Source organism: Winogradskyella tangerina (genome assembly GCF_003260205.1).
Lineage (GTDB): Bacteria > Bacteroidota > Bacteroidia > Flavobacteriales > Flavobacteriaceae > Winogradskyella > Winogradskyella tangerina.
In genome coordinates, this window is the sequence record NZ_QERF01000009.1 from 187,563 (window position 1) to 201,957 (window position 14,395).

Consider the following 14,395-nt stretch of genomic DNA (forward strand, 5'->3'; position numbering starts at 1 on the left):
CATATCAATTATGGAAAATGTAGCATTGATTGAATCATTTTCAGAGTTTAAAGACGATAAGTTAATCGACAGAGTGACGCTCATGGCGATTTTAGAAGATGTATTGCGTAATGCACTGAAGAAAAAATATGGTGATGACGATAACTTCGACATCATTATTAACCCAGATAAAGGGGATTTAGAGATTTGGAGAAATCGTATCGTAGTAGCTGACGGTGAAGTTGAAGATGAAAACCAGGAGATTGCCTTATCTGAAGCTCAGAAAATTGAGCCTGACTTTGAAGTTGGTGAGGATGTTGCAGAAGAAGTAAAACTTGTTGATTTAGGAAGACGTTCAATTTTAGCATTAAGACAAAACTTAATTTCTAAAATTCATGAACACGATAACACTAATATCTACAAGCAATTTAAAGAGCTTGAAGGTGAAATCTATACGGCAGAAGTACACCACATTCGTCACAGAGCAATTATACTATTAGACGATGATGGTAACGAGATCATTCTTCCAAAGGATCGTCAAATTCCTTCGGATTTTTTCAGAAAAGGAGAGAATGTAAGAGGTATAATTGAGAGTGTTGAACTTAAAGGAAGTAAGCCTGCTATCATCATGTCTAGAACATCACCATTGTTCCTAGAGAAGTTATTCGAACAGGAAATTCCTGAAGTATTCGACGGTTTAATTACCGTTAAAAAGGTTGTTAGAATTCCTGGTGAAAAAGCTAAAGTGGCTGTGGATTCTTACGATGACAGAATTGATCCGGTTGGTGCTTGTGTTGGTATGAAAGGTTCTCGTATTCACGGTATTGTGAGAGAATTAGGTAACGAAAATATTGATGTGATCAACTATACAAATAACATTCAACTATTTGTTACCAGAGCACTGAGTCCTGCACGTGTAACATCTCTTAAATTAGATGAAGAAAACATGCGAGCAGAGGTGTTGTTAAAACCAGAAGAAGTATCTAAAGCAATAGGTAGAGGAGGTCACAACATTCGTTTAGCTGGTCAGTTAACAGGATTTGAGATCGATGTATTTAGAGAAGGGGCAGAAGAAGATGTTGAATTAAAAGAATTCTCTGATGAAATCGATGGATGGATCATTGACGAGTTTAGTAAGGCTGGTTTAGATACAGCAAAAAGTATTTTAGAGCAAGACGTTGACGATTTAGTAAAACGTACTGATTTAGAAGAAGAAACAATATTAGATGTCATTAGAATTCTCAAGGAAGAATTTGAAGACTAATAGCAGTTTAACTTTAAAAACAAGAAAGTTAGATTGAAATAAACAGATTTAAGTATATTACGGCGATTTATGGCTCAAATTAGAATAAATAAAGTATTACGGGAGTTGAACATCTCATTAGATCGTGCAGTGGATTTCTTGGAATCCAAAGGCATTGAGATTGAGAAAAGCCCCAATACAAAAATTTCGCAAGAGGTTTACGACACGCTATCTGATGAATTCCAGACGGATGCAACTAAGCGTGAAAAAGCTCAAGAAGTTAGTGAAGCAAAACTCAAAGAGAAAGAGGAGCTTCGCGAACAGCGCGAACGCGAAATTGAAGAAAAAGAAAAAAAGGAAGCCGCTAAAGAAACCGTAGTTAAAGCTAAAGCAGCCCTTAGCGGACCAAAGCAGATCGGTAAAATCGATTTAGATAAAAAGCCGGTTGAAAAAGAAGAGAAAAAGGAAGAACCAAAGAAGCCAGCAGTAGAAGAAAAACCTAAGGCAGAGGTTAAGGAAGAAAAGCCAAAAGCAGAAAAACCAGCCAAGGCTAAACCAAAAGCAGAAAAACCAGTAGAAGAAGAAGCGCCTAAAACTGACGAAAAACTTAAAACCAAGTATCAAAAGTTAACAGGTCCGACCACTACAGGTAAGAAAATAGATCTCTCACAATTCAATAAGCCAAAGAAAAAGAAGGAGGAGAAAAAAGAAGACAAGTCATCTTCTAACGACGCTAACAAACGCAAAAGACGTCGTATCAGTAAAGGTGGAAATGATGGCGGTCGACCAAATTTCGATAATAGAAGAAATCAAAAAGGTAGAGGTTCTAGACCAAAAGTTGTAAAGGAGGAGCCAAGTGAAGAAGAAGTACAAAAGCAAGTGAGAGAAACACTTGAAAAACTTCAAGGTAAATCTAACAAAGGAAAAGGTGCCAAGTACCGTAGAGAGAAAAGAGAACAGCATAGAGAGCAATCTGAGAAAGAACTTCAAGCAGAAGCAGCTGAAAGTAAAATTCTGAAAGTAACCGAATTTGTTACTGTAAGTGAGGTGGCAACCATGATGGATGTTGGCGTAACACAGGTTATTTCTGCGTGTATGTCATTAGGAATGATGGTAACCATGAATCAGCGTCTAGATGCCGAGACACTTTCTATAGTTGCTGAAGAATTCGGGTTCGATGTTGAATTCGTTACCGCTGATATTGAAGAATCAATAGAAACGGTTGAAGACGATCCAAAAGACTTAAAACCTCGTGCCCCGATCGTAACTGTAATGGGTCACGTAGATCATGGTAAAACATCACTTCTAGATTATATCCGTGAAGAAAATGTAATCGCAGGCGAGTCAGGTGGAATCACCCAGCACATTGGTGCCTATGGCGTAGAATTATCAAACGGACAAAAAATCGCATTCTTAGATACACCAGGTCACGAGGCATTTACGGCAATGCGTGCTCGTGGTGCTCAGGTCACAGACATCGCTATTATTGTAGTGGCTGCAGATGATGCCATAATGCCTCAGACAAAAGAGGCAATTTCTCATGCTCAAGCAGCTGGTGTGCCTATCGTTTTCGCGATTAATAAAATTGATAAGCCAGACGCCAACCCAGATAAGGTGAAAGAAGGATTAGCCAATATGAATTTATTGGTTGAAGATTGGGGAGGTAAGATTCAGTCGCATGATATATCAGCGAAGTTTGGTACAGGTGTAAAAGAATTACTTGAAAAAGTTCTACTTGAAGCCGAATTACTAGAATTAAAAGCTAATCCAAGCAAACCAGCTAATGGTACAGTTGTGGAAGCTTATTTAGATAAAGGTAGAGGTTACGTTTCAACAATTCTTGTTCAGGCAGGAACTTTGAAAGTTGGAGATTATGTACTTGCCGGTAAAAACAGTGGTAAGGTCAAAGCGATGCAAGATGAACGCGGAAATGATGTAACAGAAGCTGGCCCATCAACTCCAGTGTCTATTTTAGGTTTAGACGGAGCGCCACAGGCAGGTGATAAGTTCAATGTATTTGAAGACGAAAGAGAAGCAAAACAAATTGCCGCCAAGCGTACACAATTACAACGTGAGCAGTCAGTTAGAACGCAACGTCATATTACTTTAGATGAAATTGGAAGACGAATTGCTCTTGGTGATTTCAAGGAATTGAATATTATCCTTAAAGGTGATGTGGATGGATCAGTTGAAGCATTAACCGATTCATTCCAGAAGTTATCTACGGAAGAAATTCAAGTAAATATCATCCATAAAGGTGTTGGTGCTATTACGGAGAGTGATGTGTTATTAGCTTCGGCTTCTGATGCGATTATTGTAGGATTTAATGTAAGACCTGTTGGAAACGCAAGATCAATTGCTGATAAGGAAGAAATTGATATCCGAACATACTCAATTATTTACGATGCCATCAACGACTTGAAAGACGCAATGGAAGGTCTATTATCTCCAGAAGTTAAAGAAGAAGTTACTGGTACTGCGGAGATTAGAGAAACCTTCAAGATTTCAAAAATTGGAACCATCGCTGGTTGTATGGTAACCAATGGTAAGATTTTCAGAAATTCTGGAGTTAGAATCATTAGAGATGGTGTTGTTGTCTTCACGGGCGAATTGGCATCCCTGAAACGCTTTAAGGATGATGTTAAAGAAGTCTCTAAGGGTTATGATTGTGGTATACAGATCAAAGGTTATAACGACATCAAGGAAGGTGATATCATAGAAGCGTTCCAAGAAGTTGAGGTTAAAAAGAAATTAAAATAAGTATTAAGAATACAAGAAAAAGCGACTATTTAGTCGCTTTTTTGTTTTTTTGGAGTAATGGAATCGCAGCCTAAATATCTTTACTATAAATCTTCAAAAAAATATGCTGAAGGCTTGCTTGATCGGCGTTCGTGCTTATCAATCTTGTTGGCCGAGGCTAAATTAAGTCAGAGGATCGCAGTTCTTCCGAAGTTTAGACTCGGTGCACACCACAATCATGGTGAGGTTATAGAGAGTTACCTGGTTGGCGAGTATTTAAATATCGATCGACTTCATATTGATTATATATTAGAGGAAGATCTTCCTGATATTGAATCAGCGCTGCATTCAGATGACATTGTCAATATCACTGAAGAAAAATTCGATTTTACACAAACAGATGCAACTCTAGTTATTCGAAATTTGAAAGATGATAACTTTTGGAATCTTAAACTTTATGATGCTTTTGTTCTGGCGAAGTTGTTTCATGGCGTGGGCGTAAAATTTATTATTCCTGAAATAACTCCAACTTCTGAAATTATAGCCATTGGTGATCAAATTTTGAACCGATTAGAACAACCTCGATTAGGCTTACACCTTCGAAGAGGTGACCGACTCAACAAAAAGCTGAATACAAGTATGAATGAAGACGTCATGCTAAGAAAGTTGAGTCAATTCAAGTTTAAATCTGCCTATGTTGCCACCAATGATCAAAACTATAAGATCAATGACAGTCGCTTCTTAACATGGAAAGATTTCAAAGACATTTTGGGGCATATTCAAGATAATTATTTGCTATTTGCCATTGAAATGTATGTTGTGGATCAGTGCGAAATTCCGGTAAGAACCTTTAATGATTCGTCGCCATTTTTTCATATTGAAGATGGTTTCAAAAAGAATTATGCAATTTGTAATTACAGCATGCATGGTTCAAATAATAGTTTCAAAAGAATTCCTGATCATTTGATCGAATGCCAATATGAAGACCGATCAAAAATTAACCGGAAAGCATTTGTGAAAGCACGTCCATTTCTTCCAAGATTAATTATGGCCGTGAAACGAAAATTGAAACTTGTGTAAGGATTTATTTCTTGTCTAACTTCGGCTGAAAAATAATGGCGTTCATGTAGTCTTTTTTAATTTTCGCCAAAGCTCTATCTGCTTCTAACCTTGTCGCAAAATTACCCACCCAAACTTTATAATTTGGAGTGTTCCAAACAATCTCCACAGGCCATTCGCCATACGAATTAAGAAAGTTTAATTTTTCGCGTTGTGCTTTATCAGGATCAACACTTTGATATACCTGAATCTTATATATTTTGGTCGTCTTAATGTCTTTCTTATATTCTAACAATCTATCGATATCACTGTCTTGATCGATTTTTACCTGACCTTCTTGCGCACTTAAATTGAAGGCGAAAAATAAGATTAATATTAGGGCGCTGATATATCTATTTTTTGTACTCATAATTCTACATTTTAATACAAAGGTATGTTATTCAACGATAAAGCCTAAAAAATGTTATTTAGAATAAGTATAAATTATATATTAAGACTTCGCTAACATTTCTAAAATCGACTTTATGCCTTACTTTTGCATGAGTTTTTGGAAACATGACTTTAGTCATATTTATGAAAAAATCGTACCAAAGTTTAGAAGAAAATTCAACTAAGAATATGAAACAGGTGATCTACCGAAATTTAACCTCTCAGATACTCAGTCTAGGTTTTATTTTATTACTTACGTTTTCAACCTCACTTAACGCTCAAGAAGGAGATCCGGCAAACGGAAAATCGCTATTTAACGCAAATTGTGCGGCATGTCATAAGCTAGATGCACCAATGACAGGTCCAGCACTTCGTAACGTTGAAGCGAGGCTTTATGATGAAGAAGGGTTAGATAGAGAATGGCTTAACGCTTGGATTCGAAATAGTTCGGCATTGATAAAAGCAGGTGATGCTTATGCCAACAAAATTTATGCTGAGTGGAATAACACCAACATGAATGCCTTTCCGCAATTGAGCGACCAAGACATTTCAGATATTTTGGCTTACACTGCTGAGCCACCACCGCCTCCACCACCACCAACTGATCCAACCGGAACAGATGCAACTGCTGGTAGTGGCGTATCAAATAATTTAATCTTAGGAGCATTAGCGGTTTTATTCGGCTTACTGGCTATGGCTTTAATTCTTGTAAAACGAACTTTAAATCGTTTTGCTGAAGCCAAAGGCATTGAAGCTGTTGCTGAGGTTAAAAGAAAACCAATCTGGAAAGCATTTGTTGAAAATCAATTCTTGGTATTAGTAACGGCAATATTCTTTTTATTAGCAAGTGGTTACTTTGTGTATGGCTACTTAATGCAGGTTGGTATCGATCAAGGTTACGAGCCCGTACAACCAATCCACTACTCACATAGAATACATGCTGGAGACAACGGCATCGATTGTAAGTACTGTCACTCTTCTGCAAGAGTAAGTAAGCATTCAGGTATTCCGTCGTTGAACATCTGTATGAACTGTCACAAGTCTATCAATCAGGTAGCGGATGCAACTCAACAAGAAGGTATTAGAGAGTATGGTGTTGATTACAACGCTGAAATCCAAAAATTATATGAAGCAGTAGGATGGGATGGAAGAGCCTACACAGGCGAAACGAAACCAGTAAAGTGGATTCGTATTCATAACCTTCCAGACTTTGCATATTTCAATCACTCGCAGCACGTTTCTGTAGCTGGTGTTGAGTGTCAGACTTGTCACGGTCCGGTTGAAGAGATGGAAATTATGTACCAGCACTCTCCATTAACTATGGGATGGTGTATTAACTGTCATAGAGAAACCAATGTAAAAGTTAAGGACAACGAATACTACACGAAAATTCATGAAGAATTATCTAAAAAGTATGGTGTTGAGCAATTAACTGCGGCACAAATGGGTGGATTAGAATGTGGTAAGTGCCATTATTAATTTTAATAAGAAGTAATTCAGAATTATATGTCATCAAACAAGAAATACTGGAAAAGTGTTGAAGAGCTAAACGACAATAGCTCAATTGTTGAGACACTACAACAAAATGAATTTGTGGAAGAAATTCCAACGGATGAGTTTTTAGGTGATAAACAGGCGCTTGAGTCGTCATCAACATCACGTCGTGATTTCTTAAAGTATGTTGGGTTTAGTACAGCTGCAGCTACGTTTGCAGCATGTGAGGGTCCAGTAATTAAGTCGATTCCTTATGTGGTTCAACCTACAGAAATTATTCCTGGTGTTGCAAACTATTACGCAACAACGATTGCCAACGGATACGATTTCGCTAGTGTCTTAGTAAAGACAAGAGAAGGTAGACCAATTAAGATTGAGAATAATACAGATGCAGCTACAAACGGCATGGCTAATGCCAGAGTGCACGCATCAGTTTTAGGACTTTACGACAGTAAAAGAGTGAAATCACCAATGAAAGGCGAAGAAGCTATTTCTTGGGATGCTTTCATGTCTGAAACAACTTCAAAATTGAATGGACTGGCAGATGATAAGCACATTGTGTTTTTAACATCAACATTACCAAGTCCTTCAACACACAAACTAGTTGCAGAATTTGCTGAGAAATACGGCAATGTAAAACATGTGACTTATGACGCTATTTCAGAATCTGCAGCATTAGATGCTTATGAAGCTAAGTATGGCAAACGAGGAATGGCTAATTACGATTTCTCAAAAGCTAAAACTATAGTGTCTGTAGGTGCGGACTTCTTAGGCGACTGGCAAGGTGGTGGATTTGAGTCTGGTTATGCATCAAAGCGTATTCCAGACCATGGTAAAATGTCGCGCCACATTCAGTTCGAATCTAATATGTCGTTAACTGGAGCTAACGCCGATAAGCGTATTCCAATTACACCAAGTCAGCAAAAGAAAGTATTAGCATTATTAAGTAGCAAAATAGTAGGTGGTGCAGTTTCTGTAGACCTACCACAAAATATTTTAAATGCAGTTCAGAAAGCAGCGAATGAAATTAATACTGCCGGAAGTAACGCTGTTGTAGTAACAGGTATTCAGGATGTGAATGCTCAGACAGTTGCTTTAGAGATCAATGAGCATTTAAGCAGTAAGGCTTTCGATCCAAAAACTACGATCTTAACAAGACAAGGTAATGACAAAGCAGTAATGCAGCTTGTTGCCGATATGAATGCTGGTAAAGTAGGTGCACTTATCATGAATGGTGTTAACCCAATGTACACTCTACCTAATGCTTCAGAATTTAAAGAAGGTTTAGCAAAAGTTGACCTGTCGATCGCTTTCTCAATGAAGAGCGATGAGACGTCTTCAAATTGTAACTTTATTGCTGCTGCTCCTCATAATTTAGAATCTTGGGGTGATTTCGAATTGAAATCTGGTCATTATTCAATGATGCAGCCAACAATTCGACCTTTATTCGATACGAAACAATTTCAGGAAGTGCTTTTAGCATGGAATGGAAATACAATGTCATATAGAGATTACCTTAAAGATGTTTGGACAACAGATATCTTAAACGGTGCCTCTTTCAATAAAGCTGTTCAAGATGGTGTGTTCGTAAGTTCAGCCTCTTCAACAGATTCAGAAACTGAAGTTGATACTACTTCTGAAGGCGATGATACGGCTTCTGAAACACCAAACGGAAATGCAGCAAGAGCACTAGCAAGTTCGGCAAGTGCAAATGGAATGGAGCTGGTTCTTTATGCGAAAACCGGAATGGGTGATGGCCAGCAAGCCAACAACCCTTGGTTACAAGAATTCCCTGATCCAATTACAAGAACAACATGGGACAACTATTTAACGGTTTCAAGAGCTGATGCTGAAGCCAAAGGTTTAGTTAACGAGAATGTCGCTAATGGTGGTCTTAATGGTAGCTATGCTAACGTCACTGTAAATGGAGTTACAATCGAAAATGTACCTGTAATCATTCAGCCTGGTCAGGCTAAAGGAACGGTAGGTTTAGCATTTGGTTACGGAAGAACTTCAGATGCGCTTAAAAAAGAAATGCAAACAGGGGTTAATGCCTACCCACTATACCAAAACTTTAATGCTGTTCAGGAAGTAACTGTTGAAAAAGCTTCGGGAATGCATGAGTTTGCTTGTGTACAGTTACACAATACATTAATGGGTCGTGGAGATATCATTAAGGAAACAACTTTAGAGATTTTCAACACTAAGGATAAGCATGTTTGGAACAAAGTTCCGGAAGTATCCTTAAACCACGTTGAAACTCCTGTAACCTCTCCAGATGTAGATTTATGGGAAGAGTTTGATCGTTCAATAGGACATCACTTTAACTTATCTATCGACTTAAATGCATGTACTGGATGTGGGGCATGTGTGATTGCATGTCATGCAGAGAATAATGTACCAGTAGTTGGTAAGACTGAAATGAGACGAAGTAGAGATATGCACTGGTTGCGTATTGATAGATACTACTCATCTCAAGAGTCATTTGAAGGTGATAATACCAAAAAAGAAAATATTTCAGGTTTAGGAAGTTCATTGAGTGAATTTGGCGAAATGGAGAGTCCAGCAGACAATCCACAGGTTGCCTTCCAACCAGTAATGTGTCAGCACTGTAATCATGCACCTTGTGAAACTGTTTGTCCTGTTGCAGCAACAGCACACGGACGTCAAGGTCAGAATCACATGGCTTACAACCGTTGTGTAGGTACAAGATATTGTGCAAACAACTGTCCATATAAAGTACGTCGTTTCAACTGGTTCTTGTACAACAAGAACGATGAGTTTGATTATTACATGAATGATGATCTAGGACGTATGGTATTAAATCCAGATGTTACTGTAAGATCTCGTGGTGTAATGGAAAAATGTTCTATGTGTATTCAAAAGACACAAAAGACCATTTTAGATGCGAAGCGTGAAGGACGTCCGGTGAAGGATGGTGAGTTCCAAACAGCATGTTCAGCAGCATGTGGAAATGGCGCAATGGTATTTGGCGATATCAATGATGAAAGCAGTAAAATTGCTGAATTAAAAGAAGATAATAGAGCGTATCATTTACTAGAGCATGTAGGTACTAAGCCAAATGTGGTGTACCAAACTAAGGTAAGAAATACAGCTGAAGCATAAACTATAAATTAAAGAATCAATTATATAATTATGGCGTCTCATTACGAAGCACCTATTAGAAGACCTTTAGTTACCGGAGAAAAATCGTATCACGATGTTACTGTAGATGTAGCAAGGCCGGTTGAAGGCAAAGCAAACAAAGCCTGGTGGATTGTTTTCAGTATTGCTTTGGTTGCATTCCTTTGGGGAATAGGTTGTATTATTTACACCATTTCAACAGGTATTGGAGTTTGGGGTCTTAACAAGACTGTAAACTGGGCTTGGGATATTACTAACTTCGTTTGGTGGGTTGGTATTGGTCACGCAGGAACGCTGATTTCTGCAGTACTTTTACTTTTCCGTCAGAAGTGGAGAATGGCAATTAACCGTTCTGCAGAAGCAATGACGATCTTCTCGGTAATTCAGGCTGGTTTATTCCCAATTATTCACATGGGTCGTCCATGGTTAGCCTATTGGGTATTACCAATCCCGAACCAATTCGGATCACTTTGGGTAAACTTTAATTCACCATTACTTTGGGACGTATTTGCGATCTCTACCTATTTATCAGTTTCGTTAGTGTTCTGGTGGACTGGTTTATTACCAGATTTCGCAATGATCAGAGATAGAGCGGTAAAACCATTTCAAAAGAAAATATATTCATTATTAAGTTTCGGATGGTCTGGTAGAGCGAAAGACTGGCAACGTTTTGAAGAAGTATCATTGGTACTTGCAGGTTTAGCAACACCACTTGTACTTTCTGTACACACCATTGTATCGTTTGACTTCGCCACGTCTGTTATACCTGGATGGCATACCACGATTTTCCCACCTTACTTCGTTGCAGGTGCGATCTTCTCAGGATTTGCCATGGTAAATACACTTCTTATTATAATGAGAAAAGTATGTAATCTCGAAGATTACATCACCGTGCAGCACATTGAGCTTATGAACATCGTTATTATGATCACAGGTTCTATTGTAGGTGTAGCTTATATTACTGAGTTATTTATTGCATGGTACTCGGGTGTAGAATACGAACAATACGCTTTCCTTAACAGAGCAACTGGACCTTACTGGTGGGCATACTGGGCAATGATGACCTGTAACGTATTTTCTCCACAGTTTATGTGGTTTAAGAAATTAAGAACAAGTATCATGTTCTCGTTCTTCATTTCGATTGTTGTAAATATAGGAATGTGGTTTGAGCGTTTCGTAATTATCGTAACCTCATTACACAGAGATTACTTACCATCATCATGGACGATGTTCTCACCAACATTCGTAGATATAGGAATCTTTATCGGAACTATCGGATTCTTCTTTGTACTCTTCTTACTGTACTCAAGAACATTCCCGGTAATTGCGCAAGCAGAGGTGAAAACGATCTTAAAGTCTTCAGGTGAGCGTTACAAGCGAATCAGAGAAAGTGGAGAAAGCTTGGTAGGAACTGCAACTGACGACAGAACTTCTAAAGCGGTTGCTGCGGCGGTAATTTCAGAAGCTACTACTCCTAGTACTGAAGATAATTCCGGAAAGGTAAATGACCTACTAGGATCCATAGGAACTTTTGATGCTTCAACTGAAACAGCGGACGATCTAAAGAAGATCAATGGTGTGGGACCAAAAATGGAAGAAGTACTCAACAGTATTGGGATATATACATTCTTACAAGTTAGTAAGATGACAAAAAGAGAATATGACTTGTTAGATTCAATCACAGGTTCTTTCCCAGGAAGGGCAGAACGCGATGATTGGGCAGGGCAAGCTAAGAATTTATTAAATAACTAATATAGTATATGGAAGCTTCAAAAGTAATTCATGCTATTTATACAGATGATGAAGTATTGATGTCTGCCGTTAAAAAGGTAAAGTCAGAAAAACATCATATCGAAGAAATATATACTCCTTTTCCGGTTCATGGATTGGACAAGGCAATGGGCTTAGCGCCAACACGAATTGCAATAACATCATTTTTATATGGATGTGTTGGTTTAACAGTGGCAATTGTTATGATGAATTTCATAATGATCAAAGATTGGCCGCAAGATATTGGTGGTAAACCAAGCTTTAGTTATTTAGAGAATATGCCTGCGTTCGTTCCGATTATGTTCGAGCTTACGGTATTCTTTGCAGCGCATTTAATGGTAATCACTTTCTATTTAAGAAGTAGAATGTGGCCATTCAAAAAGGCTGAAAATCCAGATCCAAGAACAACAGACGATCATTTCTTAATGGAAATCGCTATTCATGATAATGAGAGCGAATTAACTTCATTATTACAAGAAACAGGAGCTGTTGAAATAAACATAGTTGATAAAGACGAAGATGCACATTAATATGAAGACATCATTAAAATATATCACAGTAGTCGCAATTTTGGTAAGCTTTATGTCTTGCCAAAAGAACTCAAGACCAAACTATCAGTATATGCCTAACATGTACGAGCCAGTTGGTTATGAGGCTTATCAAGAGTCAGATGCTTTTGCTAACGGAGTAGAAGCGCAACTTCCTGCGGAAGGAACTATTCCGAGAGGTGATTTTATGCCATATGAAATTCCTGATACAAATGAGGGTTATGACGATGCTAAAGCAAACTTAACAAGTCCGTTAGATTCAACTCAGGTTGATTATGAAGAAGGAAAAGTGTTATATGAGATCTACTGTGGAATTTGTCACGGTAACAAAGGAAACGGAAAAGGTAAATTAGTTGAACGCGAAAAAATACTTGGTGTACCAAGTTATGATGATGCAGGAAGAGCAATCACAACCGGAAGTATTTACCATGTGATCTATTATGGAAAGAATACCATGGGGTCATACGCTAACCAGTTAAATGAAAGTGAGCGTTGGCAAGTAGTTGCTTATGTTGAGAAACTTAAAGCAGATTTAGAAAAATAAGATTTAGATAAAGATTATATAATGGAATATAAAATTTCAAATCGATTAAGATTAGCCGCAATTATCATGGTAGTTTTAGGACTATTAGGTGTTGGGTATGGCTTCATGGACGCTCATAGCGTAACTGAAGATAACATTTCTGAAATTTTAGCAGCTGAGCACGATGCTCACGGTGGTGGTCATGCCACTGAAGGTCATGGAAGTGCTGGTCATGGTAATGATCATGCCAAAACATCACACGACAATTCACACGGTGAATCTGCAAGTCATGCTGAAGAAGGTCATGGTGAATCTGCACACGGTTCTTTAACAGAACACGAAGAGCACGCGTTACACCAAATACATAACAGACCTTATGCCGCACTTTATGTAGCAGCGTTCTTTTTCTTTATGATTGCCTTAGGCGTATTAGCTTTTTATGCCATACAGTATGCAGCACAAGCAGGATGGTCGCCAGTATTATTCAGAGTGATGGAAGGTATTACATCATATGTATTGCCAGGTGGTATCATTGTACTTTTAATTGCATTTTTTGCAGATAGCCATTTATTTGTTTGGCTTAAAGACGGCGTAACTGATGTTAACAGTGAAAACTACGATTATCTCGTTGCCGGTAAATCAAGTTGGTTAAATAAAACTGGATTCTTTATCAGAGGAGCAATTTTCCTTGGAGGATGGGCATTATACAGACATTTTTCACGTAAGTTCTCTATTGCACAAGACAGTGCTGATGATAACAGAAACTTTAAAAAGAACTTTAGAATTTCGGCAGCATTCCTTGTATTTTATATCTATACAGAGTCAATGATGTCTTGGGATTGGATAATGAGTGTAGACCCACACTGGTTTAGTACACTATTCGGATGGTATGTATTTGCTAGTATGTTTGTAAGTGGAATTACAGTTATTGCAATGATAACTATTTATTTGAAATCTAAAGGCTTACTCGAATTTGTGAATGACAGTCATATTCATGATTTAGCGAAATTCATGTTTGGTATTAGTATTTTCTGGACATACTTATGGTTCTCTCAGTTTATGTTAATCTGGTATTCTAACATTCCAGAGGAAGTAACCTATTTCGTAACACGAATTGAGCACTATAAACTACCTTTCTTCGGAATGCTAGCAATGAATTTCATATTCCCATTATTGGTATTGATGAATAGTGATTACAAACGTATTCCTTGGTTTGTTGTAATGGCCGGAATTATAATCTTATGTGGACACTATCTAGATGTCTTCAATATGATTATGCCAGCGACTGTTGTAGAAAGATGGTCAATCGGAATTCCTGAAATTGGTTCAATCTTACTATTCGGTGGTTTATTCTTATTCATTGTATTTACAGCATTAGGGAAAGCGCCATTATTGGCAAAAGGAAACCCATTTATGAAAGAAAGTAAACACTTTCATTATTAATAATTTAATTATAGAACAGAAACG

At 37.8% G+C, this 14,395-nt stretch carries 10 protein-coding genes; 9 read left to right on the forward strand and 1 reads right to left on the reverse strand.

The annotated features are described in order from the left end of the window. Positions 1 to 10: 10 nt before the first annotated feature. The 3 genes from nusA (at position 11) to DDY94_RS13735 (ending at position 5,041) form a co-directional block, all read left to right on the forward strand. On the forward strand, positions 11 to 1,243 hold the full coding sequence (gene nusA, locus DDY94_RS13725) for a transcription termination factor NusA (RefSeq protein WP_111684942.1): 1,233 nt from the start codon (positions 11 to 13) through the stop codon (positions 1,241 to 1,243). 69 nt (positions 1,244 to 1,312) lie between these two features. Further along, on the forward strand, positions 1,313 to 3,982 hold the full coding sequence (gene infB, locus DDY94_RS13730) for a translation initiation factor IF-2 (protein WP_111684944.1): 2,670 nt from the start codon (positions 1,313 to 1,315) through the stop codon (positions 3,980 to 3,982). Between the two features lie 57 nt (positions 3,983 to 4,039). Further along, on the forward strand, positions 4,040 to 5,041 hold the full coding sequence (locus tag DDY94_RS13735) for an O-fucosyltransferase family protein (RefSeq protein WP_111684946.1): 1,002 nt from the start codon (positions 4,040 to 4,042) through the stop codon (positions 5,039 to 5,041). A gap of 4 nt (positions 5,042 to 5,045) precedes the next feature. On the opposite strand, the gene DDY94_RS13740 is transcribed toward DDY94_RS13735, so the two are convergent. Further along, positions 5,046 to 5,429: an SPOR domain-containing protein gene (locus tag DDY94_RS13740; RefSeq protein ID WP_111684948.1), complete on the reverse strand. Its 384-nt coding sequence runs from the start codon at positions 5,427 to 5,429 to the stop codon at positions 5,046 to 5,048. A gap of 209 nt (positions 5,430 to 5,638) precedes the next feature. On the opposite strand from DDY94_RS13740, the gene DDY94_RS13745 reads away from it, so the two are divergent. The 6 genes from DDY94_RS13745 to DDY94_RS13770 are packed head-to-tail and all read left to right on the forward strand — an operon-like array spanning position 5,639 to position 14,371. Further along, the gene (locus DDY94_RS13745; RefSeq protein WP_111685037.1) at positions 5,639 to 6,928 is read left to right on the forward strand and encodes a c-type cytochrome; all 1,290 of its coding nucleotides are present in this window, start codon (positions 5,639 to 5,641) and stop codon (positions 6,926 to 6,928) included. A gap of 27 nt (positions 6,929 to 6,955) precedes the next feature. Next, entirely contained in the window at positions 6,956 to 10,069 is a 3,114-nt protein-coding gene (locus DDY94_RS13750; protein WP_111684950.1) for a TAT-variant-translocated molybdopterin oxidoreductase, read from the forward strand. 30 nt (positions 10,070 to 10,099) lie between these two features. Beyond that, positions 10,100 to 11,839, forward strand: coding sequence for an NrfD/PsrC family molybdoenzyme membrane anchor subunit (gene nrfD / locus DDY94_RS13755; protein WP_111684952.1), 1,740 nt, complete (start codon positions 10,100 to 10,102; stop codon positions 11,837 to 11,839). Positions 11,840 to 11,847: 8 nt separating this feature from the next. Then, on the forward strand, positions 11,848 to 12,387 hold the full coding sequence (locus DDY94_RS13760; protein WP_111684955.1) for a DUF3341 domain-containing protein: 540 nt from the start codon (positions 11,848 to 11,850) through the stop codon (positions 12,385 to 12,387). Position 12,388: 1 nt separating this feature from the next. Then, positions 12,389 to 12,949 (forward strand): c-type cytochrome, encoded by a 561-nt coding sequence (locus DDY94_RS13765; protein ID WP_198658960.1) that lies wholly within the window; start codon positions 12,389 to 12,391, stop codon positions 12,947 to 12,949. A 21-nt stretch (positions 12,950 to 12,970) separates the two neighbouring features. Beyond that, positions 12,971 to 14,371, forward strand: a complete 1,401-nt coding sequence (locus DDY94_RS13770) for a quinol:cytochrome C oxidoreductase (protein WP_198658961.1) — start codon at positions 12,971 to 12,973, stop codon at positions 14,369 to 14,371. Positions 14,372 to 14,395: the final 24 nt, after the last annotated feature.

Coding starts and splice junctions, on each gene's coding strand:
- nusA (WP_111684942.1), top strand. CDS start 11: ATGGAAAATGTAGCATTGATTGAATCATTTTCAGAGTTTAAAGACGAT.
- infB (WP_111684944.1), top strand. CDS start 1,313: ATGGCTCAAATTAGAATAAATAAAGTATTACGGGAGTTGAACATCTCA.
- DDY94_RS13735 (WP_111684946.1), top strand. CDS start 4,040: ATGGAATCGCAGCCTAAATATCTTTACTATAAATCTTCAAAAAAATAT.
- DDY94_RS13740 (WP_111684948.1), bottom strand. CDS start 5,429: ATGAGTACAAAAAATAGATATATCAGCGCCCTAATATTAATCTTATTT.
- DDY94_RS13745 (WP_111685037.1), top strand. CDS start 5,639: ATGAAACAGGTGATCTACCGAAATTTAACCTCTCAGATACTCAGTCTA.
- DDY94_RS13750 (WP_111684950.1), top strand. CDS start 6,956: ATGTCATCAAACAAGAAATACTGGAAAAGTGTTGAAGAGCTAAACGAC.
- nrfD (WP_111684952.1), top strand. CDS start 10,100: ATGGCGTCTCATTACGAAGCACCTATTAGAAGACCTTTAGTTACCGGA.
- DDY94_RS13760 (WP_111684955.1), top strand. CDS start 11,848: ATGGAAGCTTCAAAAGTAATTCATGCTATTTATACAGATGATGAAGTA.
- DDY94_RS13765 (WP_198658960.1), top strand. CDS start 12,389: ATGAAGACATCATTAAAATATATCACAGTAGTCGCAATTTTGGTAAGC.
- DDY94_RS13770 (WP_198658961.1), top strand. CDS start 12,971: ATGGAATATAAAATTTCAAATCGATTAAGATTAGCCGCAATTATCATG.